This is a genomic window from Bacillus sp. DU-106, assembly GCF_004799705.1.
Classification (GTDB): domain Bacteria; phylum Bacillota; class Bacilli; order Bacillales; family Bacillaceae_G; genus Bacillus_A; species Bacillus_A cereus.
In genome coordinates this window covers 2,550,031-2,573,358 of the sequence record NZ_CP026607.1, presented here as the reverse complement: position 1 = coordinate 2,573,358, position 23,328 = coordinate 2,550,031, and the positions used below count along the sequence as shown (strand labels likewise).

Here is a 23,328-nt window from a genome sequence, read left to right as displayed (position 1 = left end):
ACGGAATAAATATTAAGTATTCAACAGTTTAAATAAAACGAGTTAGCTTTTTATTTTAAGAAGAAAGATGACTCGTTTTATGCTAAAATTCGCTTAGTGTATATTTTCGTTAAAATGTGGGTGGGCCCCCTTTTAGCAAAACCGGAGTGGGAATGATGAGTATAAATAGTTTTGTGGGATTGATAAATGACGAATTATTAAAAGAGGTAAGCATCCGAAGTGAGGATGAATTCGAGCCTGTAGTAGTTAAAGATATTCCTAGACTTTGGAAGTGTTTAGGAACAGGTAATTATGCCGCAGTATTCATGCACAGAGAATACAAAGATTGGGTAGTGAAAGTTTACGTGCGAGAAGGAGAAGGAATTGAAAAAGAGTCAGAAGTATACCGAAGAATTGGAAATCATCCTTCTTATTCAAAGCTTATATATAAAGGAGAAAATTTCATAGTATTGAAACGTTTAAAAGAAATTACCTTATACGATGCTATTCATAAGGGTATTAAAATTCCTAAGCAAGTAATACTTGATATTAATGAGGCTTTAGAGTATGCGAGGGAACAAGGGTTAACTCCTTGTGATGTTCACGGGAAAAATGTGATGATGGAAAAAGGAAGGGGATATGTAGTCGATGTATCTGATTTCTTAAAAACAAAAGAAGATAGTAAGTGGAGAGACCTAGAAAAGGCATATTTCACCTTTTATTTTCCTTTCATATATAAATTACCTTTCCCGGTTAAAATACCGTATTTTATGTTAAACATTGTTAGACGTTCGTATAGAAAATATAAGAAGCTTAAAAAGAAATTCAAATTGTAAAAGGACCACATACTTATCTTTAAGTTAGATAAGTGAATCAATAGTAAAATTAGTACCGTATATTTCAGATATGTCTAATATGTACGGTACTAATTTTATAACTTCATGAAGTAATCAGTAGGCTTTATTTTCTTCTTCAAACTCTTTATTCTTTTTCTCTAACTTTTCAATTATTGACTTTAATGTAAAATCAGCGGTAGTCTTTGACAAAAAAATAAAGTACTAGATTGCTGCTGGTTAACTAGACTAGCGTAATCACTTATCACTTATCATTGTTTCACATTCATTATTTTATCTTCCATATCCTTATCCCGAGTATTGGTATAAGCGACATAACTGTATTCTATTTTGCTCATTTTTAGCTCCGTGTTATGTTTAGTCTGCTCCTCTCTCTTTGACGAACATCCATAATCCAATTGCAAAGAAAAACAAAATATAGGTGATATCTATCGCTAACGACATAAGTAAGCCAACTAATTCCGATTTATATTGTGACGTGCTCCAATAGACACTTAAATCATCATGATGAATGAATAGAATGTGTGTCCATGATGTAGATAAGAGACTACCTCCAAATATCATTTGTAAAAAGTATAGCACTAAGCTACTGCCTACTGCGATAGCAGCTGATCTCGTCCACACGCCAATCAAGGATGCTAGACTTGCATATAGGCAACATTGCAATGCGATTGCTCCAATAGAATATATAACATCCGTCATGTCGCCCCATTGTATGTTTTGGGGAGCCATCAGAAGATTCGCTAACAAAGAAACAATGCATATATTAACAATACCCGTAATGATGAGCAAAATCATCGCAGCAATTTTTGCAACATACAACCGTGAGCGCGCGGATGTATGCAGGAACAGTTGTTTCAGAGTTCCATATTGATACTCATCCGTCCAAATAAGAGGTGACAAAACAATCACCCAAGGTAGAATAACAAGCATTCCCGATAGGCCAAGCAAAGCATTTACTATTTGAGCCACCGTATCATCAGCCTTGAGATCACTGGTGTATGCCCAAGATAACAGTACCGTCATCACAATAAAACCAATGTGTGAAAGAATAAAGATTCTTTTATTCACTATCTTCAAACATTCATTCCATAACAACTTAACTCACCTCACCACGCGCAGTTGTCCATTTTAAAAACTTATCCTCTAAACTCGTATGTGTCGACAACACCCGATGAACTTCCACCCCGGCAGCACACAATGCTCGAATCAACATTGGAACTTGCCCTTCATCAAGAGCTACTGTTATAGTATGCACACCGTTAGATAATTTCTCTGTCTGCATATAATCCAATGCATGATGATCTTCCCCAAACAAGTTAACCAAAACTTCGCTTGTAAGCTCAACATTATCAATGTGAAGAGTGATACAGAATTCCCCATCATTTAAGCCATCATCAATCCTTTGCTCTGTCACTAAGCAGCCATTCTGCATAATAACCACTCGACGTGCCATCTGCTCAATCTCAGACAGTTGATGACTGGAAATCACAATTGCTACGCCCAAATCTGTCGCAATTCTATTTAAATAGTTCCGGGTTTCACGGACACCAGCAGGATCAAGTGCATTCATCGGCTCATCTAACACAAGCAACTTTGGCTTTCGCAGTAGTGCTTGTGCAATTCCCAAGCGTTGTTTCATTCCCATGGAATACGTGCCTACTCGCTGATCAAGCGCATGTTCTATGCCGGTTAGACTGGCTACCTCCAGCAACCAGTCCTTACTTGCATTTTTGTGCAAACGCTGATATTGTCGTAAATTTTCATACCCACTCAAATAAGGATAGAATGCAGGTGCTTCAATCACAGCCCCTACATTGAGGATTGCTTTAGAAAACTGACTTTTAATACTGTAACCTGCAATTTGCACGTCCCCGGCACTTATTGTGCTTAGACCAACTATCATCTTCATCGTGGTTGTCTTGCCCGCTCCGTTCGCACCAAGTAGTCCAATAATTTCTCCCGCTACCATATCGAACGATATGTCTTGTACAATCAACTTGCCCTTGATTTCTTTCGTTAGGTGTTGCACCGATAGTACTGTTTTCAATAGTCCCACTCCTTACAATATAAGTACAATCCCATTTCATGAATTCATTAAGAACAGCCTGTAAAGAAAAATCAGATTTGTCGCAACCGCACCTTTTGATTGATAAAATTTCGTTAAACCTTTTACTTCATTAACACTCATTTTCATATCATCTTATTTGTTTTCTTCTTATCCTTACTATAGAAAAAATTGGCGAATGAAACGAGTGATTTCCCTTACAAAATAGTTCGTTATCTTACAGTTTTGTCATTTTTCACATCATTTTGTGATACCTGGGATACTATCCACATCGTCATCAACTTAAGAAATTGATTCTTCCCCAAAACGGAAAAACGAGCCGAATTCTCATAAATAATTGTGAAAATGTAAAGTTCTCGTTAAGGGGGTGTCTTAAAATCTTAGCTTACTGGGCATATGGTGCTACCTCAAAATATAAAAAGATTAGGAGTGAATCCTAATCTTTTTATTTATACATATTTTTGTTAGTTATATCACTATCAATTCCAAAACGGGATATTTTGAATAAATGAAACCGTTAAAATAAGTGTTGATACGGAACCAGCAGTTACTAAAGTTACTATTTTTCGTCCATTCTGTTCTTTTGAAGGTTTTATAAGTTCTGTAATTAACAAAATCCATATTATGATAGATACTATTGAAATAATATTTATAGACATATGTAACACATCCCTTCGTGTTTTTACATAAATATTTCTGCTTTTATAAAATAAAAGCAATTTAACAAGAAAATATGTAACGCATTAAAAATCAATATTTCCCTGTTAAACCACCTTTTTTAAATAGAAATACGACTGATAAAACGATAACAACAGCCTTCAAACTGCCCCAATATGGATAAATAGCATGATCTGTTAGACTAGCATATTGAAAAATATTCTCTAAACCGAAAATTCCTATCATGACTGCTAAAATGAATGAAGCTGATCCATACGTCCCGTTATGATAGAGGGTAAATAAATAGACTGCGAAAATTAGTGGTAAGATGATTTGTAGTACGATTATCATAGTTCGTCCCCCATATTATTTATAATTATATTATATACAAAATTGTAATAAAAAGGAATACGACTTATTTGATACTAACAGAACTACTCTAATCATATTCTTCTATAAAAAGAAGAAAAAGGGGTGTACAGTTAATTGACAAAAGTTAAAGTTAGTTTACGACCCATTGTTCATAATATAAATTTACCAACCGTATTGAAAACAACAATACTTCCAGGCGAATCGACCGAAAGACTATTTATCGCAACCCAATTAGGAGAGATTTTTTACATAGGGAATGGAGTTATAAAGATATTTTTAGATATTCGTCACCTAATTATTAAATTAGGTACATTTGAAGAAGGTGTTTCTAGTAGCGGTTATGATGAACGCGGATTGCTTGGACTTGCGTTCCATCCACAATTTTATCAAAATGGGTTATTTTATCTTCATTATTCAGTAGCTGGAACTCAAGGACCAGGTGCATTTTCTGAGCAATTTAAACCGAATCCTTGTGACCCTAAAACGTTAAATTTAAAGTGGGTTAATAGAAATACGCAATATGATCACATTGATACAGTAGAAGAATGGACTTTACAATCTAATGGTCAAGCTCAAAAGCGACGAACATTACTGAATGTAAGAAGACCATTTTTTAATCATAACGGAGTCAATAGTTTAAACTTTTCACCTGAGACTGGAAAACTTGTTTTTACAAATGGAGATGGCGGATCAGGTTATGATCCATTTAATTTAAGCCAAGATGATTTAGAAATAGCAGGTAAAATAATTGAAATCGATGTAAGTAAAAATACATTTATAAATAACCCTCCTGTAGTTACACGCTTTAATGAACTCCCTTTATCTATACAAGAAACACTTACAGTAATTGCAAAAGGAGTACGTAATATAACCGGCATTTCATTTCAAAGGTTTTATAATCAATATATCAAATACGCCGGAAATGTCGGACAAGATATTGTAGAGTCTATTTTTTCATTTATTCAATATAAACCTATACCGGTTACAGAACTTGTTCAAATGCATTTTATGAGGTTAACTCCCAATCAAGATGGGGTTATCAATTTTGGGTGGCGAGGATGGGAAGGGGATTTACCTACTTCTTTTATACGGCATTGTTCCGAAAATCAGACTTTGGATGAAAGAACAATGACTTATTATGATGAAACAATACAAACTTCAGCGAGGCGTATTCTGCCTCTACTTAGTTATTTTCATCAAGATTCCAGACCCGATAAGTTTGGAGGAACTTCCCTTACAGGAGTTCAGCCATATATGGGAAATGCAATTCCAAATTTAACAGGTAGCGTTGTTTTTACTGACCTTGCCAAGAAAGGAGAATCTCAGTCTCCAATTAAGGGTGTTTTAGCCTATACTAGAGCAGGTACAGACGGTAAACACGCTGACTTTCATGCTATTGAAACCAATTATGATTTTGGTACGCAAGCAGCTTATTATATGAGTTTAGGAACAAATTTGAATCAAACTAAATTATATTTAGGAGTTTACGGTTCTATGAAAGTAACTGATTTTAACAAAGGTACCATTTTTGAAATTATTCCCTGATACGATATACACTCGTAGTTTAATAATCCAAGGAATTTATTTTGTTTTAAAACGCACAATTTATCCCCCTAAAAGCCTTTTATTATATAGTAATTCATAACAAGTAGAAAGCAGCTCATAAACCACTAGTGTATGAATAATATAGAAAGTAATGAATGAGGCATCTTTAGGGGGAGATATTGATGAATTGGTTTGTACGTTATTGGTATCAACTGATGATAGAGCATGATACGAGCTTTGTTCATAAAAGAAAATTGTCCCTTGCGAATAAGTTAGTACTTACAGCTTTGATGAGTACATTAGCCACCATGTTTCAAGCAGCAGGAAACCTAGTTCCTGGTATAGGTTTGCTCATTAGTCCATTTTCGACATTACCGATTTTTTTTGCTATTTTCTATTCTATTCGTGAGGGAATACTTTCTTATATTCTTACTATTTTTCTATTATTTATTATTGAGCCAAGTGAACTAATTGTCTTTCCTTTTACTACAGGCTTATTAGGTCTAGCCTTAGGAGTATCCTTTTTAAAATTAAAGAGGAGAATTTGGATTGTTTCCTTTTCAGCAACTTGTCTAATTATTGGTATTATGATTGTTCTCGATGTTTTCCGTTTTCCGGTACTTGGTCCTGCTGTTCATACAGCTATGGATATAAAAATTATTTTATCAATATCTATAATGAGCTTTCTATACTGTTGGATTTATGCAGGTTTTTGCAGAATAATGATGAATAGATTATATAAAGTGTTGTATTGACAATGGCATAATGAGGATTGGAGATTGAATTCATGACTAACGTTGCAGTTAGAAGACCGAATTTGAATGATGTAGATGAACTATATTTATTTTTCCGTATCGTTATTACGAATACATACAAAAATGAAGGATTGTCACAATCATTGGATGACATAGAAAATGAAATTAACTCAAAAAAGCAGTATTTGAAAAGTGATTTTGATAGTAACGGAGAAGGTCGTTACTTTTTATTAGCAATTGATACAAGTAACGATAAAATCATTGGAACAATCGAAATCGGTCCAGCAAGTACATTGATTAATAGTTGTACAGGTGGTGTACTTAAAAATTTGTATGAAATAGGAACTGTATTCATACTTCCGGAGTATCAGAGAAAGGGAATAGGGAGTTTATTACTACATACAATGTTTCTTACATTACTTAGCAGAGGGATAACAGAATATTGTTTAGATAGTGGATATAAAGATGCGCAAAGTATATGGACGAAAAAGTTTGGAAAACCTAGCTATGTATTGAAAGATTACTGGGGAGAATCCAGCGATCATATGATTTGGAAGAAAAGTTTACATGATACACCTATAATATTTGAATTATAAAATGAAATATGCCTCTGAACATAGCTTTTCTTACTTATGTATGCTATTATTTATCTTTATAATAAAAGAGGACGTGAATGAACTTGATTAAAATTAATATTCCTGAAGCTGATGTTTCAATTACTGAACGTAAACAAGTTATTAAAGGAGACGAGCCAATCATTACTCCAATTAATGGATTTATCGATTTCCACTTGTTCCCTAGAGATAAAGGCGGCATTTTTATGTTTTACAATATTAATGACGAACTTCTTTTCGTAGGTAAAGCTCGTAAAATTAGACAACGTATTAAGAAGCATTTTGAAGATAATGTTTCACCAATTAAAAATCACCGTGATGAAGTATACCGCATTGATGCATGTATCGTAGAAGATCCAACAGAAAGAGAAATTTACGAAACATATATCATTAATGAATACAAAGCGAAATATAACGTTGATAAAGTATTCTACAAATAATCAACATTAATAAAAAGCAATCCTAGCTAATATGCCAGGATTGTTTTTTATTTAGATTTATTCTTCATATCTTTCTCCTTTTTTCAAATGATTAGCAGCAACAAAACAGATTACACCTATAAATATAAGTACAATACCAACCGTTTTATGTTTTCCCTCAAAGAAAGGAATATCTGAAATAACCTTTGTCATACATAGTCCTAAAAATACAAGGATAGGGCCCACCCAAAGTAATACATTACCGAATTTTGTGTGCTTCCACATAATAACCCTCCTTAACCCTCTTTACATATATATCCATAAATGAAAAGTAAATTCATAGAGAAATATAGTTTTTTTCATATCGAAAATTTAACCCTCATATATTGGTACAAGCAAAAGAGAAAGGAGACCATCATGAATTGGTTAGAAGCTTTCATACTAGGTATAATTCAAGGTTTAACAGAATTTTTACCAATCAGTAGTACCGGACATCTTTATTTAGGAAGGCATTTGTTCCGATTAGATGAGGCTGGCTTATTTTTAGATACGATGCTGCATATTGGGACTTTACTTGCGGTTTTTATTTATTATAAAAAAGAATTTATATATTTAATTAAAAACCCATTTTCAAAGCTCATGTTATTACTTATCGTTGGGACAATACCCGCAGTTGTAATTGGTTTATTGTTTAAAGATTTCTTTGAAGATATTTCAAAAACAGGAATCACGATCGGTTGGGAGTTTTTAGTGACCGGATTCTTTCTTTACACGGCAGATAAACAAAAGAATGGTTGTAAAAAAATGGATGACATAACATATAAAGACGCATTAATTATCGGTTCATTTCAAGCTGCTGCTATTTTTCCAGCCATTTCCCGTTCTGGAATGACAATTGTCGCTGCATTATGGAGAAAATTAGACCGTGAAACTGCTGCTTACTTTTCTTTTTTACTATCGACACCAGCCATTGTTGGAGCTATCATTTTGCAATTTGTAGACGTTTTTCAAGGGAAAGCAGAATCTATTTCTAGTACATCTTTAATTGTCGGAACGTTATCAGCAGCATTTTTTGGATACATAGCCGTTTCATGGATGATTCAATATTTAAAACGTCACTCTTTAAAAGTATTCGCGTATTACGTATGGGGATTAGGTATTTTAATTTTAATGTTGCAATTTACTGATGTATTTTAAGTATAATGATAAAGAAGTTAATTAGTTTAAGATCCTGTTTCATTCATACAAGGCAGGATCTCTTTTTATTAAGGGGGAAAATATGTTTAATAAGGCTATCGTTATTGGTGGAAGTATAGCAGGAAAGTTTGCAGCAAAAGCATTATCAACTTCTTTTAAAGAAGTAATCATTATAGAAGCTGGTGAAAGGTGGGATGGAAAGTCTTCGAGAAAAAGAGTTCCACAAAGTAATCATCCTCACGTGTTATTAAAAGGTGGAGAAAACGCAATTGAAGAATTGTTTCCTAATATTACGAATGAATTAATAGAAGCAGGTAGTATCGTAAATAACTTTACTCGTGATTTAAAATGGCATCAATTTGGTTTATGGAAACAGCCATTCATAGGGGAAGTACATATGATTCAACAAAGTCGTCCTTTGCTAGAATGGCATATTCAAAAACGAATACATCAAATTTCAAATATTACTATTAAATATGAAACATTGGTTAAAGGGTTATTGGTAGATGCAAAGCTTAACAAAGTGTGTGGAGTAAAAGTTAAATATTTAGAGACAGACATACAAGAAGAAGTTCATGCAGACCTTGTAGTTGATGCGAGTGGATTTGGCTCAAAAAGTATAGAGTGGTTACGAGAATACGAAATTGAAGTACAAGAAGAGAAAGTTCGTATTGATTTATTTTACGCAACGAAAATGTTCAAACTTAAAGAAAATGAGAAATTAGACTGTTGCAATGTGCTAATGTCTCCGAGTTTCCCTGATAACCCTTATGGCGTTCTTATTCAAACGATAGAAGATAATCGTTATTTTGTTACTTTCAGTGGATACGCAAACGAGAAAGCACCACAAACAGATGATGAGTTTTATGATTTTGCTGAAAACCTATCAATTTCTAATGTTACAGACTTCCTAAACAAGGCTGAGGGAATTACTGATATAAAGACATACAAAATTCCCTATCAAGTACGCCGGCGATTTGATTTAGTGAATAATGTACCAGAAGGCTTATTAGTTGTTGGAGATGCGCAATGTCGTTTTGATCCCGTTTTCGGCCAAGGCGTATCAGTTGCTGCTATGGAGGCTCACCAGTTGCAATTACTTCTGCAAGGTAGAAAACAACTTGATAAAACATTTACACAACAATTTTATAAAAAGGCAGCTAATATAATAGAAACCCCATGGGATATGACAACAACGGAAATATCACGTCATCCGCAACTAAAGAGAGAATTAACTACAAAACAAAAATTTCAGCTATGGTATACGAAACAAATATATCGACTATCCGCAAGTAATTCTGATGTTTATATTCGGTTAGTACGAGTGATGAATTTAATTCGTAGTCCATTTCATCTTTTTCATCCGAAAGTGCTACTATCTGTATTACTTAATCGAAAGTAATAGCAGGAATATAATTGATTAAAAAAGAATGTATAACAGTTAGTAAATCTAGAAGGAGAATACGGGATGGAAATATACATAGAGCAACTAAAGAAACAAGATGCTAAGGATTTATTTACGTTTGAACTTACGAATAAATCTTTTTTTGAAACAATGGTGCCAAATCGTGGCTCAAAATATTTTGAATTTGAATATTTCCAAAAACTACTAGACGATTTATTAATAGAACAAGCAGATGGAGATTCTTATTTTTATTTAATTCGTAATGAAGAAAAAGAAATTGTAGGGCGAATTAATTTAGTAGATATAGATACGGAAACTCAAATTAGTTCGCTAGGGTATCGGGTCGGAGAAAAATTTACTAAAAAAGGAGTTGCTACAGCAGCCGTAAAATTAATTTTAGATGTAGCGAAAAATAATGAAATTACTGAAGTTCATGCTAAAACAACGACTAATAATCTCGCATCACAAATTGTACTAGAAAAAAGCGGATTTTCTTCTTATCAAAACGAATCAGATACAACTTCTGTAGAATTAAATGGAGAACATGTGAAGTTTGTACACTATATTTGGAGAAATACTTCACGCTTATAATAAGGAGGACTTATTCATGAATGATTTACGTTATCCAATTGGCCAATTTACATACAAACGTCCTATAACTGAAGAAATGATTGATACATGGATTCAAGAAATTGAAGATTTACCAAATGAACTAACAAAGGCAATTAAAGATTTAGATCAGAAACAGTTAGATACACCATATCGCGTTGGAGGTTGGACTGTACGTCAAGTAGTTCATCACGTCGTTGATAGTCATATGAATAGCTACATACGCTTTAAATTAGCACTGACAGAAAAGAATCCCACTATTAAGCCGTATAAAGAAGAGAAGTGGGCAGAGTTACCCGATTCAAAATTACCGGTAGATGTTTCACTAGTAATGCTAGATTCATTACATAAAAGATGGGTTAACCTTTTATATTCTCTAGAAATTGAAGATTTAGAAAAGACATTTAACCATCCTGAAACTGGTGAAACAAAACTTGCTGTTGCAATAGGACTATACGCATGGCATGGTCGTCATCATACCGCTCATATTACCTCGTTAAGAAAGCGACTTAATTGGTAACATGGAGATTACATTAGAGAAGGCGACAGAAAGTGATGCAGAAGTTATATTTCAAATGCAAATAGACTCATTTAGCCCTTTATTACATAAATATAAAGACTATGAAACAAATCCAGCAAATGAAACTATCGAAAAAACTATTTGTAGAATAAATCATGTAGACGGTGGCTTCTATAAAATAATAGTGGCAATGAATCTTGTTGGAGCGATATGCATTTCACAAAAAGAAACACCCTCTAAATTTTGGATCAGTCCAATGTTTATTCACCCGAGTTATCAAGGAAAAGGAATTGCCCAAAAGGTACTTACATTAATTGAGGAAATGTTTCCTGAAGCAACGAGCTGGGAACTTGCTACTATTTTAGAAGAAGAGAAAAATTGTTTTTTGTATGAAAAGATGGAGTATAAAAGAACAGAAGTTATAAAGAAATTAAATGATGAAACTACACTTATTTATTACAAAAAAGAAAGGTAAAGCATATAAAATACGCTTTACCTTTTTATGTTATTTTAGATTAAATATACAAAAACAATGTATGTTCTTCCAAAATACTCGGGTTAGTAATTTTAAAAAATGAATAAAAATACAAAAACCACTACTTTGTCGTAAAGGTTACTAACGCTTTTTGAATGCTTAAAATACTATCGTCACCTTTAAATTCTTTCGTAATTGGATCCTCCATACTAGACACCCAAATTTTAAGTTCTGCATCTAAATCAAAATGCCCAGCCGTTTCGATGCTATATTGTGTAATACTTTTATAAGGAATAGAATGGTATTCTGTTTTTTTGCCAGTTACTCCTTGTTTATCTACTAAAATAAGACGACGATTTGTAAATACGATTAGATCACGAATTAATTTATAAGCATGCTCTACTTTTTCATCATCTAGCATAATCTTCTCTAAATCACGTTCTACACTTTCAGAACTCGTATTTGATGCATTTCCTAAAATACCGCTAAATAAACCCATATTAAATTCCTCCTTTAATATATGTGGAATGAATTACTTATATTGTAACATGTTACTCACAAAGATATTATGACATTACTTTAGTAGTTTCTGGTTATTGTTGTAATTAGTTTATATAACCTCATCTTAAAATCTTATGCTAATATGAAATTAAGAAAAAAGAAGCAGAGGGATATAACATGAAGAATATTGGTTTAGTATTAGAGGGCGGAGGAATGAAAGGTTTATATACTGCAGGTGTACTCGAATATTTCATGGAAAAGAACTTATTCTTTCCGTATGTAGTCGGCGTATCAGCTGGAGCCTGTATGGGAGCAACCTATTTGTCACGTCAAAAAGGTAGAAATAAGAAAGTAAATACAGAGCTAGTATCAGATTACAGGTATATATCTTATCGAAACTTAATTCGAAAACGTGAATTATTCGGAATGGATTTTTTATTTGATGAAGTACCTAATAAAATTGTACCATTTGATTTTCAAACTTTCTTAAAATGTAATGAACAGTTTGTCATAGGGACGACTGATTGCGAATCAGGACAAGCCATTTATTATAATAAAGCAGAACATGGAAATGATATTTTAAAAATCATTCGCGCCTCAAGCTCTGTACCGTTTATAGCACCTGCTGTAGAATATAATAATCGAAAATTATTAGATGGAGGGATTATAGACCCTATACCAGTTTTGAAAGCCCAAAAGGATGGTTATGAAAAGAACGTTGTCATTATGACAAAGCCAGAAGGATATGAGAAGCAGCGAAATAAATTTTCAGGCCTGGCTAAAATTTTATATAGAAAATATCCGAAAATCGCAGAGAATTTAGTAGACCATTATCGTTTTTATAATGAGACGATATCTTATATGAATCGAGAAGAACAAAAAGATAATTTTTATGTAATTCAACCAAGTGTACAGCTTCCTATAAGCGGAATAGAAAGAAATAAGGAAAAGCTCGTTAATCTATATAATCTTGGGTATATCGATGCTCAATATCATTATGAAAACTTATTAAATTGGATAGATAAATAAAGGGGTGGAAAGTTGAAGTTAGGAAAACGAATTATTTTTAAGGAATTGCAGAAAATGCATAGTCCACTTCATAAACCGTTTCCTTATCGTGCTACAGCAAAATTGCAGCGAGACTTAAAAAGTAAATTTACCGAAGATGACTGTATAAACGCTGATTTTAATCATTATTGGATGCATACAGCAGCTACTTTAAATTCTATACTAAATGGAAACGAACAGAACATTACGTTTCAACAAATAAAGTGGTTAAGAAAATCGTTTTTTGAGTGGTTTCCGCAATATCGTTTTCTAGAAACAGAAATTGTGAATTATCCCATTTTGTATAGAGATTTCATAAGTTATGAGAAGACCAGGAAGCTATTACTTTATTACCTTATTGAATAAAAGCGAAAACGTACAGGTTACATTACTTGTACGTTTTTTTGTTCATAAAACATTCAATATTAACAACTAGTTTATATAGGAATTCTAATGAGAAGAAAGAAGTAAAGATAATAGAATGATACAGGGGAGGAGAGAGGAATAGCTGTTTTACTTTAAGTTATTGTCCAACTCGAATACAGTTAGTTATTTATGTTAAAATATTTCGAGTGAAATCAAGCTTTTAAGGATTTCATTAAACATTAAACAAAACAAGTTAGCAACGTAGAAGGGATAACATTAACATGAAAAACGTATCAAATATAGATAAAGTAGAATCAATAAAATCTTTACAGTCAACAATTAGTAAACTTGAAAATGCCTTATCACAGATGACTCAAAAAGGATCAAATACTACTTTAGTGAAAAAAAGACTCAAAGCAGCTAGTATCGGCTTAGCTATGTTAGAAAGTGTTTGGAAGCAAGAAACTCATCATTATACTCAGGAAGATTTAGCAGAAGCTCGTAATGTTCTAATTGGTTTGCTTCCATCAATTGAAAAGATTTACGTTAAGTCAAAGCTTGGGAGTCCTCAAAGAACGCTTTTAGAAAGAAGAATAAAATCATTAGAACTTTCTATTCAGGCAATTGATTATTTTTCTAATAAATAACTTCGCTAAACAAATAACTTACGACTACTTTTATATAGGGATTCTAATGAAAAAACTACATATAGAGTACTACAAAAGAGGAAGAGAGGTGACTTCGATCATTAGTCATAAGTTAGAGCAGCTTAAAAATCAATTAAAGAATGGAAACGAAAAAGCTCTTTATACTTTTTTGCATGAAATCAAATCATACACCACTAATAGAACTATGCCCTATAGATAATCAGTATAAACTTATAACGTATATATGGTTAGGCAATCAAAATACTGAAAATGTTTATGTATTCGGTAGTTTTCCTGGTTGGGATCTGTCTGTAAATCAATTACAACGATTGTTACAGACAGATATTTGGTATGTTACGTTTAGAACAAATAAGAGTTTTATTTCAACTTATTATTTTACAGTAAATGATTTTTTCGAAAATAATTGGATAAAGCGTAGTGAACAGTATCGATTAGACCCATTTAATAAAAATACATTTGGAGAAGGTACCAATAAAGCGTCTGTGTTAAAAATAAGTATGGACATGCAGTATAGCAGTCGTTTCCCTTCAAATCATTATCCATCTGGGAGAATTGAAACATATTCTTTTCATAGTTCGATTTTAAATAACACACGTAAAATTCATATTTATACGCCTCATGATTATTCTCACACTCCACATCTTCAAGAACTTCTCATTGTATTTGATGGGAATTCATTCATTCAGAGCCTTTCAATTGAAAAAACACTTAATTATTTAATTTACGAAAAAGAAATCCCATCTTGCATTGCTGTTGCTATAGATCCTGTCGATCGATTAGAAGAGCTAACTTATAACGATAAAATGAATGCATTTTTAACGAAGGAATTACTTCCGTGGATTCAAGCTAAGTATCACGTTTATCAAGAAAAGAATCATACAACAATTGCTGGTTTCAGTCTTGGTGGCTTAGCAGCTTTTTATGCAGCACTTCAAAATCCACATATTTTCGGAAATGTGTTGTCAATGTCTGGATCCGTACATTGGAAAAAGGATAATTATGAAAATACAATTCCTTGGATTGAAAATCAAATTTCATCAATAAATTCTAATGCGACTCATCTACATTCTTACATAGCAGTAGGCGAACTCGAAAACGAACCTCTTTTAACGGCTAATAGACGGCTATATAAAGCTTTAGAAGCAAAGAAATACCAAACCACTTACGAAGAGTTTCAAGGTGGACATGATAGCGTATGGTGGCGAGAAAAGCTATTCGATGGATTAAGGGCATTAGAATTTACAAAAACGACATTAGAAAATAAAAAGGAGAGAGAATCTATGAATCAAGAAGAACTAGATAAAAAACTAAAAAAACAAGAGATTTTAGTAAAAGATGAGAAAGTTTGGTCTTATACGTATGAGGATCATATTAGTTCTATCGTTAAACAAGCAGAACAGAAAGGAGCTTTTGATCATTTACCTGGTAAAGGGAAACCTCTTAATCTTGATAAAGATCTTTCGTACAATCCTGAAAAGCAACTTTATAGAACTTTAGCAAATAATCACGTTTTACCTAGGTGGATTGAGCTTTCAAAAGAAATTGATGATTTAAAAGAAAAGCTAAAAGAAAATACAAATACTGCAGAAGCAGCGGATTTAATTCGAACTATTAATAAAAAGGTATTAGAACATAATCTACTTTGTCCACCAAGCGCGCAAAAAATGAGGGTGAAAATGGATTTTTAACGATTTTCAATTAAGCTATCGCTTACTATATAATTAAGTTAGGTATTTTCAATTCATTACTAAAAGGAGGCAAATATAGTGAAGAATACGTATCAACTTCAAATTCCGAAAGAACTAGAACAGTATCGTAGTATTTTAGAAGAAAGTGTGAAACCGTATGTTAAAGTGTCTGGAACATTAGCAGAGACAACGCTTTTTGAAAGTAAGTTTGGTGGATATCCGTATTTACCTATAGATCAAGAGCATCCTAAAGACTCAAACGGACAACCTATGATGCTACTTGCGCAGTTAAACCTTGAAGAAATACCAAACATTGAACATATGCCTCAACATGGAATGTTACAGTTTTTCATAAGTGCTGAAGAAGATCTTTTTGGAGCAGATTTTGATCATCCCACAAGCCAAAAAGACTTTCGAATTGTTTATCATTCTACAATCACAGCGGATTTAACTAAGGTGATTACTGATTTTAGTTATTTAAACACTTTAGATTTAGAGAATTTTATCATACCCAAAGCAGCAAAACTAAAGTTTGAGTTGGCATATCAACCAGTAACACCAAGAGATTATCGATTTGAAATGATTTTTAATGATAACATTGATTGGGAAGAAATTGTTGATGAAGAAAATAATACAGAATTAGGCGAACTGTATGATGATTTATGTAAGGATCAAGGACATAAAATTGGTGGTTATCCATTTTTCACACAGACAGATCCAAGGGAATGGGAAGAAAAATACCAGCAACATGACATATTATTGATGCAAATCGATACAGACGATTCATTAAATATTATGTGGGGTGATTCTGGGGTTGCTAATTTCTTTATACGTAAGGAAGATTTGTTAAATCTAGATTTTTCCAATGTCATTTACAATTGGGATTGTTACTAGAAGATATAAATAAAATAATAGCAAACAAAAAATCTTCCTGAAGGTGAGGAGGATTTTTTTATGTTAAAAATAAGCGTTATGTTAACTAGAATAAAAAACAATGAGTGTAATGAAAGTCAAGTCTAAATGACAGAAATAACAACAAATAATGTAAAGTTGTAAAACATGTGCAAATAGCAATTAATTCATTAAGTAAAACATAAAATAAAATTACTAATTTATATTTTGTATAGAAATAATTTTTCTGTATAAAAATTTCTTGCCAATCAAAAATGTTTTTAATTCGTTAAATCTTAAGCGATTATTGATTAAGATTTGCTGTGATGAATTTATAACAAATAAAAACGATAAAAACTGAAGAAATTTGTTTAGATAAGATTTAATGTAAATCTCACCAAAAATCTCCGTTTCGTCTCATTAAGTATAGTTTACTTGGGTTTTGATACCTGGTATTGCTTTGTTTCTATAACTGCCTATAATATATATTATGTTAACTAACTTTAAATAATAAACTTATTATAGGTAAGTTAGTTTTTGTGATTAGCCTCCCTAAACGAATTGCATTGATATGATTCATAATAAGTTTTTAAAATTAGTTTGCTACAGCAATTGCTTCGATTTCAATTAAAAAGTTATCGTTAATTAACTTTCTAACTTCTACAGCTGAACTTGCTGGTGGATTTTTAGTATCAATGTATTGATCTCGTATATCTCTAACAGTGGCCATTTGAGAAATATCTGTTAGGAAAAATGTTAATTTTACTACATCATTAAATCTTAATTCCGAAGTTTCTAATGCACTTTTAATATTTTCGAAAACTTGTCGCGTTTGTGTAGCTAAATCACCAATGCCAACTATTTGACCATCAGTGTTAATCGCTACTTGTCCAGATATGTAAATTGTTTGTTTAGCGTTACTAACTTCCACTACATGTGAATATCCAGAAGTTGGTGGCATCGTTTCTGGATTGATAAATTTCTTTTGCAAGGTGTCTCTCTCCTTTTTTATCAAGACAATTGTAAAATCTATGTATTTACTATATTCAATCAATAAAATTAAGAATCCTTTATGATTTAAAAATAAAAAACCTTAGAATAGCTATCTTCATACCTATTCTAAGGTTTTTTAGGATTTTATATTTAGTTATCGCTAGTGGACATTGTTAAATTAATCTTTTCATAATCTCTTTTAAATTGATTATCATTTTTTAGCCAACGTTTGAAAGCCGATTCGCTTATTTCTAAATTTGAACAAGTTATAGCATTACATTTATAAATCCAATTTGAAAATAGTTGTATTGATTTTCTTCCAGATAAAATAACACGATAATGTTTGTTTTGATTTAGTAAATCGGCTCGTAAATTGCGATTTTGAAGAATTTGATGTAAAGAATTCATAAAGTTATATGATCCACCTACGAAATTAACTGTATAAGTTTCATACTTGACGTAACCATCCCCATCAAAATATCCACGAACAAAATGATGTAAATATTCTTCTGGTACTAAAGGAAATTCAATGTTAAAAGATTTACATGGCATGATTCCGTGAATATTCATTAGATCGTCTTTTATTACTTTACTATTAATGTTTAGCATATATACGCCTGTTTTTTTGCTTTGATAAAGTGGCTGGTTTGTTTTTAGTTCTTTTTTTATATCTTCTAAAATATAACTTTCTTTTTGAGATATACTGACACATTGATTTTCTTTCTGTATAACACCATCTGCTGCTATAAACCCTAAAATATAAGCCATATTGTTTGACCACGTTTTAAAATAATCTTCTGTTATGTCATACTTTCTCTTCCAACTCCCTATAGCGCGTCTTGGTACGTTATTGTCTGATAAAACCATACGAATATACCTTGCAGACACATTAGCAAGCATGGCGATTTCTGAGGTGCTCTTCCCTTCAGTATACAAATGCATGATTTCAGATTTTGATAGTTTACATTTTGATTTCTTTTTTCGCTCTATGTGCACTTACATCCTCTCCTTCCTTTCTTTTATTAGAGACATATTTTCTTCTATAACATACAACGAAACGTATGTTCTTTGTTGCGTATAAGAAGGAATTTACTAAATAAAAACAATTTACATGTACTTAATATTTGTTTTAGCTGCCACTGTGCAATTTGTACTTTATAGATACAAATAATGAATTTGACGAATTTATGAAATACAAGGCAATTTAGATGAAAGGTAAAATAATATAGTTTAAACTACAAATAGCTACAATAACAACATACATAAATTGTTAATCGTAAAAAGGAGAACGAATGAATAAGAAATATACAAATCAAATTCATACTGATATGAGTTTTAAACCGAAAGATATTATAAGTTTAATGACGGATTACTTTAAAATAAAATCAAAGCTGCGTCCTATAAAGGATTTGCCTATCGTTTTATCAAATAAAGATAATGAATCGTTAGAGAGTGTTACATGGTTTGGCCATTCTGCTTCTCTTTTGAAAATAGAAGGTAAAAAACTATTATTAGACCCTATGTTTGGAGATGCCTCTTCCCCATTTCCTTTGTTTAATAGTACACGCTATAGTGGTACTTTTTCTTTAGAACGTGATGACCTTCAAGAAATTGATGCGATTATCATTTCTCATAATCACTATGATCATTTGAATTACAAAAGTATTATGCAGTTAAAAGATCGCGCAAAGCACTTTTATGTTCCAACTGGAGTTGCACAATATCTTATTAAATGGGGTGTTTCGCCTAGTAAAATTAGTGAACATAATTGGTGGGACGAAATTACGTTTGATAATATTAAGTTAGTATGTGCGCCTGCAAGGCATTTCTCGGGACGTGGTATGACAGATAGAGATCGTTCATTATGGTGTTCATGGCTTATTCTTGGTCAAGAGACTAAAATTTTCTTTAGTGGTGATAGCGGTTATGCCCCTCACTTTAAGGAAATTGGTGATAAATACGGTCCATTTGATCTTACATTAATGGAATGCGGGCAATATGATCCGAGGTGGTCTGCTATTCATATGTTGCCTGAAGAAACGGTACAAGCTCATATTGATGTTAAAGGAGAATTACTTCTTCCGATTCATTGGGGTGCCTTTACGTTAGCATTACACGAATGGAGTGACCCGATAGAACGTGTTACGAAAGAAGCTAACCGTTTAGGAGTTAAAATTACAACGCCTCAAATTGGTGAATCTATTACGTTAAAATCTACAAATTATCCTTCATCCGCTTGGTGGAAGGAAATTTAATTTTAAAATATAAAAAGAGCGAATCCTCTTATAAAGAATTCGCTCTTTTTTCTGTATTTAAACTTATTTCACAATATTGGATTTCCCACTATCTAAAACTCTATTTGCTGGTACACTGGACATTTCAACCACTGTATTCATACTCTTATCAGTCAGTTCAATGAGTTCGGTTTCATGTTTTATTTTATTTAAATCCCACACCATCCCATGAAATTCATTATGCTGACCACTTACCTGTATAATGCTTTTTGTTTTATTTGAAGGCTGTATTTGAAGATTTGTAAATTGATTCCCACTAATTTCATTTGGCGTAGTTACTTGACTATCCATATAAATCATATTTACACAGTCTTCTAAAGAAAAGTTCATAAAACGATTGGCATTTATCCAAGCTTGTCCGGTGCTCGGTTTTTTTGCTACTAATTTTAGTCCGGTTTCCATTCCTACAATTTTAATATTTTCGAAGTTAACAAACGAAATTTCATTTTCTTTTCCAGCAGAGTATAAAGAAATTCCGGTACCTTTATTCGTTTCCGTCCAATTAATAATATTTATATCTTTTATTTGTGTTTTGTTCCAAGTGTTATAATATTTATTTTTACCGTCTAAATAAATAACTTCAGAGTTAAATTTAGGATCGTCAATAGCTATATACGCTCCTTCAATGGATGCGTTGTTCTCCAGTTCTAGAACTCTAAAGTTTCCCTCAACTACAAATTGGGATCCATAACCAAATAATAATTTCACACCTTTTTTAACAATGATTGGTGACGTAATTTTATACTTCTTATCATCAAGTAATACCGTTTTAATTTTACTAGATTCTGCTTTATTAATAGCAGATTGTATTTTTATTGAATCATTTTCCCCTTTAAAGTTTTCTACATACAAGTTAGTACTTTTAGCTGCATAGTCTTTTTTGTTGTATTGATAAAAAGCAAAAGTAATTAAAACTATACCAATGAGTAAAACAATTATTTTCTTCATCATACTCACCCCATATCGATTAATCTATGGCTTTTATATTGAGGTTATTATTATTTTGCTTTGTATTTCAGATTATCATTGCTGCTTTGTCTATGATTGAATTATATTATGTAGGATTTAGTAAACTGTTTGCTTTACTAATACATCATTCTTATAATGTATTGATTTATGATTTCATAAAACAAAAGTCTGCTTGTACATAATGTAATTCCTTCCTCTATCCCTAATAAGCTCTTACTGGTGAAATAAGATGTACTGTTGCAGATTGTTCTCCTGCTTCAATCAATATCGGTCTCATAGAACCGCCAAAGCTTAAAGTAATCGTTTCTTCTTTTATTGCTCGTAAAGCATCAACCATAAAACGCCCATCGAAAGATATATTTAATTGTTTTTCACCTTGAATTGCATCTATTTGTTGCGTTTCGGATATTTGCCCAATTTGAGAAGCGTTTGAAGAAATTTTAATTGTGGATTCGTTTATGATTTCTAAGTTAACATTGTTATTGGCCCATTCACTTGCTAATAAACTTGATCGGTCTACACCTTGTAATATCTTTTTTCTATCTAAGTTAATAATCGTTTTAAAATCATTTGGAATAAGGTTAGAAATATTAGGATATTTCCCTTCAATTAGTCTTGAATATAATGTAGTTGTTCCGAACGTAAATATAATATGACTCTCCGAAAGGTAGATATATACGAATTCCGAATTGCTGTTCATTAATTTTAGAAGTTCATTAATGGTTGCGCTTGGTACAATACAATTTGCTTTTACATCTGAGGAAAGTCGCGTTTCACGTATCGCTAGTCTATGTGAGTCAGTTGCAGCACAAATAAACTTATTATTAGATAACTCTATATGCACCCCAGTAAGAACAGGTCTAGATTCATTTTTTGCTACCGCAAAGACTGTTTGTTTAAATACTTCAATCAATTGCTCTGTTTCTACTTTGATTTCTGCATGATTGTCTATAGGCGGTACATTCGGAAACTCATCTGCAGGAAATCCATTTAAACTTAATGTGATTTCTTCTGATTGTATCTTAATAATTTGCTCATTCTTACTTTTTATTGCTATATCACTTGGCATTTTCTTTATTATTTCAATAAAATACTTTGCAGGTACAACAATAGTTCCTGCCTTTAAAATAGTTGCAATCTTTTCGTCTTCAATTAAAACAGGAATGAATTTTTCAATAAAAATATTCGAGTTACTTGCAATTAAAGTAATTCCAGATTGATCTGCAGTTATTTTTATACCAGATAATATAGGAATTAAAGATTTTGTTGATATTGCTTTGTTGACTTCTGAAAGTGCTTGAGTGAATTGTTTGTGATTAACGATAAACTCCATTTTTTCCCCGCCTTACATGAGATAATATTTTTATGAAGATTGATGAACGATTGTTCCGTTAAAAAAATAAGGTACTGTTTCTTTCTTTTGTAATAAATCTAGTAAATGTTCTGGTATGCGTAAATATGGAGCTGCTATATGTAATTCCATCCAAGTAATCTCTTCAATTTCTTTCGGCCTTGATATATATGTCCCTCCGCCAATTATTTCACCTAGAAAATTAAAGAAAATTGCATGATGATCTCTTTCCTCGAAAAAGGCTTCGCTGATAGAACAAATCCCTTTTACGTTTATATGTAACCCTGTTTCTTCTTTTACTTCTCGAATTACTGCTTCTTCCAATGTTTCTCCTAATTTAACTGCGCCACCTGGTAATGTATAATAAGAACCATTTTCCCCTTTGTTTTTTACCATTAAAATCTTTTCATTAGTTTTATCGTACAAAATCGCGTATGTAACATTAACTTTTTTCATATGTACCTCCTCTATTTTTAATAAAAGGAATTTTCTGTCTTCTATTCATTCTACCATTAACTCCTTTTAATATATATAAGTTAGTTAAGTCTTGCCTTTACCACTATTGGTGGAGTTAATAAGAATAGGCTACTGATATAAAAAAAGAACGTACCTTAGGAAGATTATCCAAAGTACGTTCTTGCAGTTTTAGAATAAAGTATCTAAATTAATTAACCTACACCCTTTTTCAATTGCAAATTCTTCAATAAGTTTTATTAACTTGGTTCCATAACCTTCGTGTCTATATTCTTCAGAAACCCACAGGAAATCAACATGTACGTGGTGCCAAAATGTAATTGCAGTTATTCCACCTACAATTTTTCCCTTTTCATTTCTCACTATAAAACTAATTTTTTCTGAAGGCTTTTTCTCTTCATCTGAAATATGTTTTTGGTTATATTCAATTACTTTTTCTCTTATGTAATCACTATCTTCTTGGACCCATTGTTTTACTATTTTCATTTTAATTATCACGTTCCTTTTAAAGTATCTATTCAATTTAATAATCGTAATATCCTGTCTAACTTAATAGTCGTAGTGCACTGTTTCATTTCACTAAAATTTTAAAAAACCGTACTACATTTTATCTGTAG

27 protein-coding genes and 1 pseudogene are annotated in these 23,328 nt (G+C 32.1%); 16 read left to right on the top strand and 12 right to left on the bottom strand.

Going from position 1 to position 23,328, the window contains the following annotated elements:
- The first annotated feature begins 155 nt into the window (after nt 1-155).
- Complete coding sequence (locus C3Y97_RS13135; protein ID WP_000026539.1) at nt 156-815, top strand: protein kinase family protein; 660 nt, start codon at nt 156-158, stop codon at nt 813-815.
- A 375-nt stretch (nt 816-1,190) separates the two neighbouring features.
- Here the strand turns inward: C3Y97_RS13135 and C3Y97_RS13130 are convergent, their stop codons facing one another.
- The 4 genes from C3Y97_RS13130 to C3Y97_RS13115 form a co-directional block, all read right to left on the bottom strand.
- Entirely contained in the window at nt 1,191-1,931 is a 741-nt protein-coding gene (locus C3Y97_RS13130) for an ABC transporter permease (RefSeq protein WP_136363446.1), read from the bottom strand.
- Between the two features lies 1 nt (nt 1,932).
- Complete coding sequence (locus C3Y97_RS13125) at nt 1,933-2,883, bottom strand: ABC transporter ATP-binding protein (protein WP_136363445.1); 951 nt, start codon at nt 2,881-2,883, stop codon at nt 1,933-1,935.
- 497 nt (nt 2,884-3,380) lie between these two features.
- Nucleotides 3,381-3,560: a hypothetical protein gene (locus C3Y97_RS13120; protein WP_000026315.1), complete on the bottom strand. Its 180-nt coding sequence runs from the start codon at nt 3,558-3,560 to the stop codon at nt 3,381-3,383.
- Nucleotides 3,561-3,651: 91 nt separating this feature from the next.
- Nucleotides 3,652-3,909, bottom strand: a complete 258-nt coding sequence (locus C3Y97_RS13115; protein ID WP_000587696.1) for a hypothetical protein — start codon at nt 3,907-3,909, stop codon at nt 3,652-3,654.
- A gap of 135 nt (nt 3,910-4,044) precedes the next feature.
- Between C3Y97_RS13115 and C3Y97_RS13110 the strand changes: the two genes are divergently transcribed.
- The 4 genes from C3Y97_RS13110 to C3Y97_RS13095 all read left to right on the top strand — a co-directional run bounded on the left by C3Y97_RS13110 (nt 4,045) and on the right by C3Y97_RS13095 (nt 7,284).
- Nucleotides 4,045-5,475, top strand: coding sequence for a PQQ-dependent sugar dehydrogenase (locus C3Y97_RS13110; protein WP_136363444.1), 1,431 nt, complete (start codon nt 4,045-4,047; stop codon nt 5,473-5,475).
- 182 nt (nt 5,476-5,657) lie between these two features.
- On the top strand, nt 5,658-6,230 hold the full coding sequence (locus C3Y97_RS13105; protein WP_136363443.1) for a YybS family protein: 573 nt from the start codon (nt 5,658-5,660) through the stop codon (nt 6,228-6,230).
- Nucleotides 6,231-6,262: 32 nt separating this feature from the next.
- Nucleotides 6,263-6,826 carry a GNAT family N-acetyltransferase gene (locus C3Y97_RS13100; protein ID WP_136363442.1) on the top strand — a complete coding sequence of 188 codons (564 nt, stop codon included), beginning with the start codon at nt 6,263-6,265 and terminating at the stop codon, nt 6,824-6,826.
- 77 nt (nt 6,827-6,903) lie between these two features.
- Nucleotides 6,904-7,284, top strand: coding sequence for a nucleotide excision repair endonuclease (locus C3Y97_RS13095; RefSeq protein WP_001048941.1), 381 nt, complete (start codon nt 6,904-6,906; stop codon nt 7,282-7,284).
- A 57-nt stretch (nt 7,285-7,341) separates the two neighbouring features.
- On the opposite strand, the gene C3Y97_RS13090 is transcribed toward C3Y97_RS13095, so the two are convergent.
- Nucleotides 7,342-7,548, bottom strand: a complete 207-nt coding sequence (locus tag C3Y97_RS13090) for a hypothetical protein (RefSeq protein WP_000265473.1) — start codon at nt 7,546-7,548, stop codon at nt 7,342-7,344.
- A 132-nt stretch (nt 7,549-7,680) separates the two neighbouring features.
- On the opposite strand from C3Y97_RS13090, the gene C3Y97_RS13085 reads away from it, so the two are divergent.
- The 5 genes from C3Y97_RS13085 (at nt 7,681) to C3Y97_RS13065 (ending at nt 11,469) form a co-directional block, all read left to right on the top strand.
- Nucleotides 7,681-8,460: an undecaprenyl-diphosphate phosphatase gene (locus C3Y97_RS13085; RefSeq protein ID WP_001104301.1), complete on the top strand. Its 780-nt coding sequence runs from the start codon at nt 7,681-7,683 to the stop codon at nt 8,458-8,460.
- 82 nt (nt 8,461-8,542) lie between these two features.
- Entirely contained in the window at nt 8,543-9,862 is a 1,320-nt protein-coding gene (locus C3Y97_RS13080) for an FAD-dependent oxidoreductase (RefSeq protein ID WP_000482021.1), read from the top strand.
- A gap of 66 nt (nt 9,863-9,928) precedes the next feature.
- Nucleotides 9,929-10,456, top strand: coding sequence for a GNAT family N-acetyltransferase (locus tag C3Y97_RS13075; RefSeq protein WP_000409236.1), 528 nt, complete (start codon nt 9,929-9,931; stop codon nt 10,454-10,456).
- 16 nt (nt 10,457-10,472) lie between these two features.
- Nucleotides 10,473-10,994: a YfiT family bacillithiol transferase gene (locus C3Y97_RS13070; RefSeq protein ID WP_000999070.1), complete on the top strand. Its 522-nt coding sequence runs from the start codon at nt 10,473-10,475 to the stop codon at nt 10,992-10,994.
- 1 nt (nt 10,995) lies between these two features.
- On the top strand, nt 10,996-11,469 hold the full coding sequence (locus tag C3Y97_RS13065) for a GNAT family N-acetyltransferase (RefSeq protein WP_000406643.1): 474 nt from the start codon (nt 10,996-10,998) through the stop codon (nt 11,467-11,469).
- 121 nt (nt 11,470-11,590) lie between these two features.
- Here C3Y97_RS13065 and C3Y97_RS13060 read toward each other — a convergent pair whose 3' ends face one another.
- Entirely contained in the window at nt 11,591-11,968 is a 378-nt protein-coding gene (locus tag C3Y97_RS13060; protein WP_000522472.1) for a PH domain-containing protein, read from the bottom strand.
- Nucleotides 11,969-12,147: 179 nt separating this feature from the next.
- Between C3Y97_RS13060 and C3Y97_RS13055 the strand changes: the two genes are divergently transcribed.
- The 5 genes and pseudogenes from C3Y97_RS13055 (at nt 12,148) to C3Y97_RS13035 (ending at nt 16,633) form a co-directional block, all read left to right on the top strand.
- Nucleotides 12,148-12,999 (top strand): patatin-like phospholipase family protein, encoded by an 852-nt coding sequence (locus tag C3Y97_RS13055; RefSeq protein WP_000789276.1) that lies wholly within the window; start codon nt 12,148-12,150, stop codon nt 12,997-12,999.
- 12 nt (nt 13,000-13,011) lie between these two features.
- Nucleotides 13,012-13,383 carry a YxiJ-like family protein gene (locus tag C3Y97_RS13050; protein WP_000765935.1) on the top strand — a complete coding sequence of 124 codons (372 nt, stop codon included), beginning with the start codon at nt 13,012-13,014 and terminating at the stop codon, nt 13,381-13,383.
- A gap of 281 nt (nt 13,384-13,664) precedes the next feature.
- A complete protein-coding gene (locus C3Y97_RS13045) occupies nt 13,665-14,030 on the top strand; it encodes a hypothetical protein (RefSeq protein WP_000800305.1) in 366 nt (121 codons plus the stop codon).
- Between the two features lie 88 nt (nt 14,031-14,118).
- A pseudogene (locus C3Y97_RS13040) lies at nt 14,119-15,739 on the top strand (DnaJ family domain-containing protein).
- 78 nt (nt 15,740-15,817) lie between these two features.
- Entirely contained in the window at nt 15,818-16,633 is an 816-nt protein-coding gene (locus tag C3Y97_RS13035) for a YwqG family protein (protein ID WP_000799803.1), read from the top strand.
- Between the two features lie 592 nt (nt 16,634-17,225).
- On the opposite strand, the gene C3Y97_RS13030 is transcribed toward C3Y97_RS13035, so the two are convergent.
- Both C3Y97_RS13030 and C3Y97_RS13025 read right to left on the bottom strand, forming a co-directional pair.
- Nucleotides 17,226-17,621, bottom strand: a complete 396-nt coding sequence (locus tag C3Y97_RS13030) for a RidA family protein (protein ID WP_098213689.1) — start codon at nt 17,619-17,621, stop codon at nt 17,226-17,228.
- A gap of 152 nt (nt 17,622-17,773) precedes the next feature.
- Nucleotides 17,774-18,619 carry an LAGLIDADG family homing endonuclease gene (locus C3Y97_RS13025; RefSeq protein WP_136363441.1) on the bottom strand — a complete coding sequence of 282 codons (846 nt, stop codon included), beginning with the start codon at nt 18,617-18,619 and terminating at the stop codon, nt 17,774-17,776.
- A gap of 296 nt (nt 18,620-18,915) precedes the next feature.
- On the opposite strand from C3Y97_RS13025, the gene C3Y97_RS13020 reads away from it, so the two are divergent.
- Complete coding sequence (locus C3Y97_RS13020) at nt 18,916-19,878, top strand: MBL fold metallo-hydrolase (RefSeq protein WP_001037068.1); 963 nt, start codon at nt 18,916-18,918, stop codon at nt 19,876-19,878.
- A gap of 63 nt (nt 19,879-19,941) precedes the next feature.
- Here the strand turns inward: C3Y97_RS13020 and C3Y97_RS13015 are convergent, their stop codons facing one another.
- From C3Y97_RS13015 to C3Y97_RS13000, 4 genes are all read right to left on the bottom strand, one after another.
- The gene (locus C3Y97_RS13015; RefSeq protein ID WP_000721081.1) at nt 19,942-20,865 is read right to left on the bottom strand and encodes a hypothetical protein; all 924 of its coding nucleotides are present in this window, start codon (nt 20,863-20,865) and stop codon (nt 19,942-19,944) included.
- A gap of 223 nt (nt 20,866-21,088) precedes the next feature.
- Nucleotides 21,089-22,219 carry a DNA polymerase III subunit beta gene (dnaN, locus tag C3Y97_RS13010; RefSeq protein ID WP_136363440.1) on the bottom strand — a complete coding sequence of 377 codons (1,131 nt, stop codon included), beginning with the start codon at nt 22,217-22,219 and terminating at the stop codon, nt 21,089-21,091.
- Nucleotides 22,220-22,249: 30 nt separating this feature from the next.
- The gene (locus C3Y97_RS13005) at nt 22,250-22,693 is read right to left on the bottom strand and encodes an NUDIX hydrolase (RefSeq protein ID WP_136363439.1); all 444 of its coding nucleotides are present in this window, start codon (nt 22,691-22,693) and stop codon (nt 22,250-22,252) included.
- Nucleotides 22,694-22,882: 189 nt separating this feature from the next.
- The gene (locus C3Y97_RS13000) at nt 22,883-23,197 is read right to left on the bottom strand and encodes a GNAT family N-acetyltransferase (RefSeq protein WP_075677086.1); all 315 of its coding nucleotides are present in this window, start codon (nt 23,195-23,197) and stop codon (nt 22,883-22,885) included.
- Nucleotides 23,198-23,328 lie beyond the last annotated feature (131 nt).

What these genes read in the sequence shown, in the direction of transcription:
- C3Y97_RS13135 (WP_000026539.1), top strand. Translation starts at nt 156, where the DNA reads ATGAGTATAAATAGTTTTGTGGGATTGATAAATGACGAATTATTAAAA.
- C3Y97_RS13120 (WP_000026315.1), bottom strand. Translation starts at nt 3,560, where the DNA reads ATGTCTATAAATATTATTTCAATAGTATCTATCATAATATGGATTTTG.
- C3Y97_RS13115 (WP_000587696.1), bottom strand. Translation starts at nt 3,909, where the DNA reads ATGATAATCGTACTACAAATCATCTTACCACTAATTTTCGCAGTCTAT.
- C3Y97_RS13105 (WP_136363443.1), top strand. Translation starts at nt 5,658, where the DNA reads ATGAATTGGTTTGTACGTTATTGGTATCAACTGATGATAGAGCATGAT.
- C3Y97_RS13100 (WP_136363442.1), top strand. Translation starts at nt 6,263, where the DNA reads ATGACTAACGTTGCAGTTAGAAGACCGAATTTGAATGATGTAGATGAA.
- C3Y97_RS13095 (WP_001048941.1), top strand. Translation starts at nt 6,904, where the DNA reads ATGAACTTGATTAAAATTAATATTCCTGAAGCTGATGTTTCAATTACT.
- C3Y97_RS13090 (WP_000265473.1), bottom strand. Translation starts at nt 7,548, where the DNA reads ATGTGGAAGCACACAAAATTCGGTAATGTATTACTTTGGGTGGGCCCT.
- C3Y97_RS13085 (WP_001104301.1), top strand. Translation starts at nt 7,681, where the DNA reads ATGAATTGGTTAGAAGCTTTCATACTAGGTATAATTCAAGGTTTAACA.
- C3Y97_RS13080 (WP_000482021.1), top strand. Translation starts at nt 8,543, where the DNA reads ATGTTTAATAAGGCTATCGTTATTGGTGGAAGTATAGCAGGAAAGTTT.
- C3Y97_RS13075 (WP_000409236.1), top strand. Translation starts at nt 9,929, where the DNA reads ATGGAAATATACATAGAGCAACTAAAGAAACAAGATGCTAAGGATTTA.
- C3Y97_RS13070 (WP_000999070.1), top strand. Translation starts at nt 10,473, where the DNA reads ATGAATGATTTACGTTATCCAATTGGCCAATTTACATACAAACGTCCT.
- C3Y97_RS13065 (WP_000406643.1), top strand. Translation starts at nt 10,996, where the DNA reads ATGGAGATTACATTAGAGAAGGCGACAGAAAGTGATGCAGAAGTTATA.
- C3Y97_RS13060 (WP_000522472.1), bottom strand. Translation starts at nt 11,968, where the DNA reads ATGGGTTTATTTAGCGGTATTTTAGGAAATGCATCAAATACGAGTTCT.
- C3Y97_RS13055 (WP_000789276.1), top strand. Translation starts at nt 12,148, where the DNA reads ATGAAGAATATTGGTTTAGTATTAGAGGGCGGAGGAATGAAAGGTTTA.
- C3Y97_RS13045 (WP_000800305.1), top strand. Translation starts at nt 13,665, where the DNA reads ATGAAAAACGTATCAAATATAGATAAAGTAGAATCAATAAAATCTTTA.
- C3Y97_RS13020 (WP_001037068.1), top strand. Translation starts at nt 18,916, where the DNA reads ATGAATAAGAAATATACAAATCAAATTCATACTGATATGAGTTTTAAA.
- C3Y97_RS13015 (WP_000721081.1), bottom strand. Translation starts at nt 20,865, where the DNA reads ATGAAGAAAATAATTGTTTTACTCATTGGTATAGTTTTAATTACTTTT.
- dnaN (WP_136363440.1), bottom strand. Translation starts at nt 22,219, where the DNA reads ATGGAGTTTATCGTTAATCACAAACAATTCACTCAAGCACTTTCAGAA.
- C3Y97_RS13005 (WP_136363439.1), bottom strand. Translation starts at nt 22,693, where the DNA reads ATGAAAAAAGTTAATGTTACATACGCGATTTTGTACGATAAAACTAAT.
- C3Y97_RS13000 (WP_075677086.1), bottom strand. Translation starts at nt 23,197, where the DNA reads ATGAAAATAGTAAAACAATGGGTCCAAGAAGATAGTGATTACATAAGA.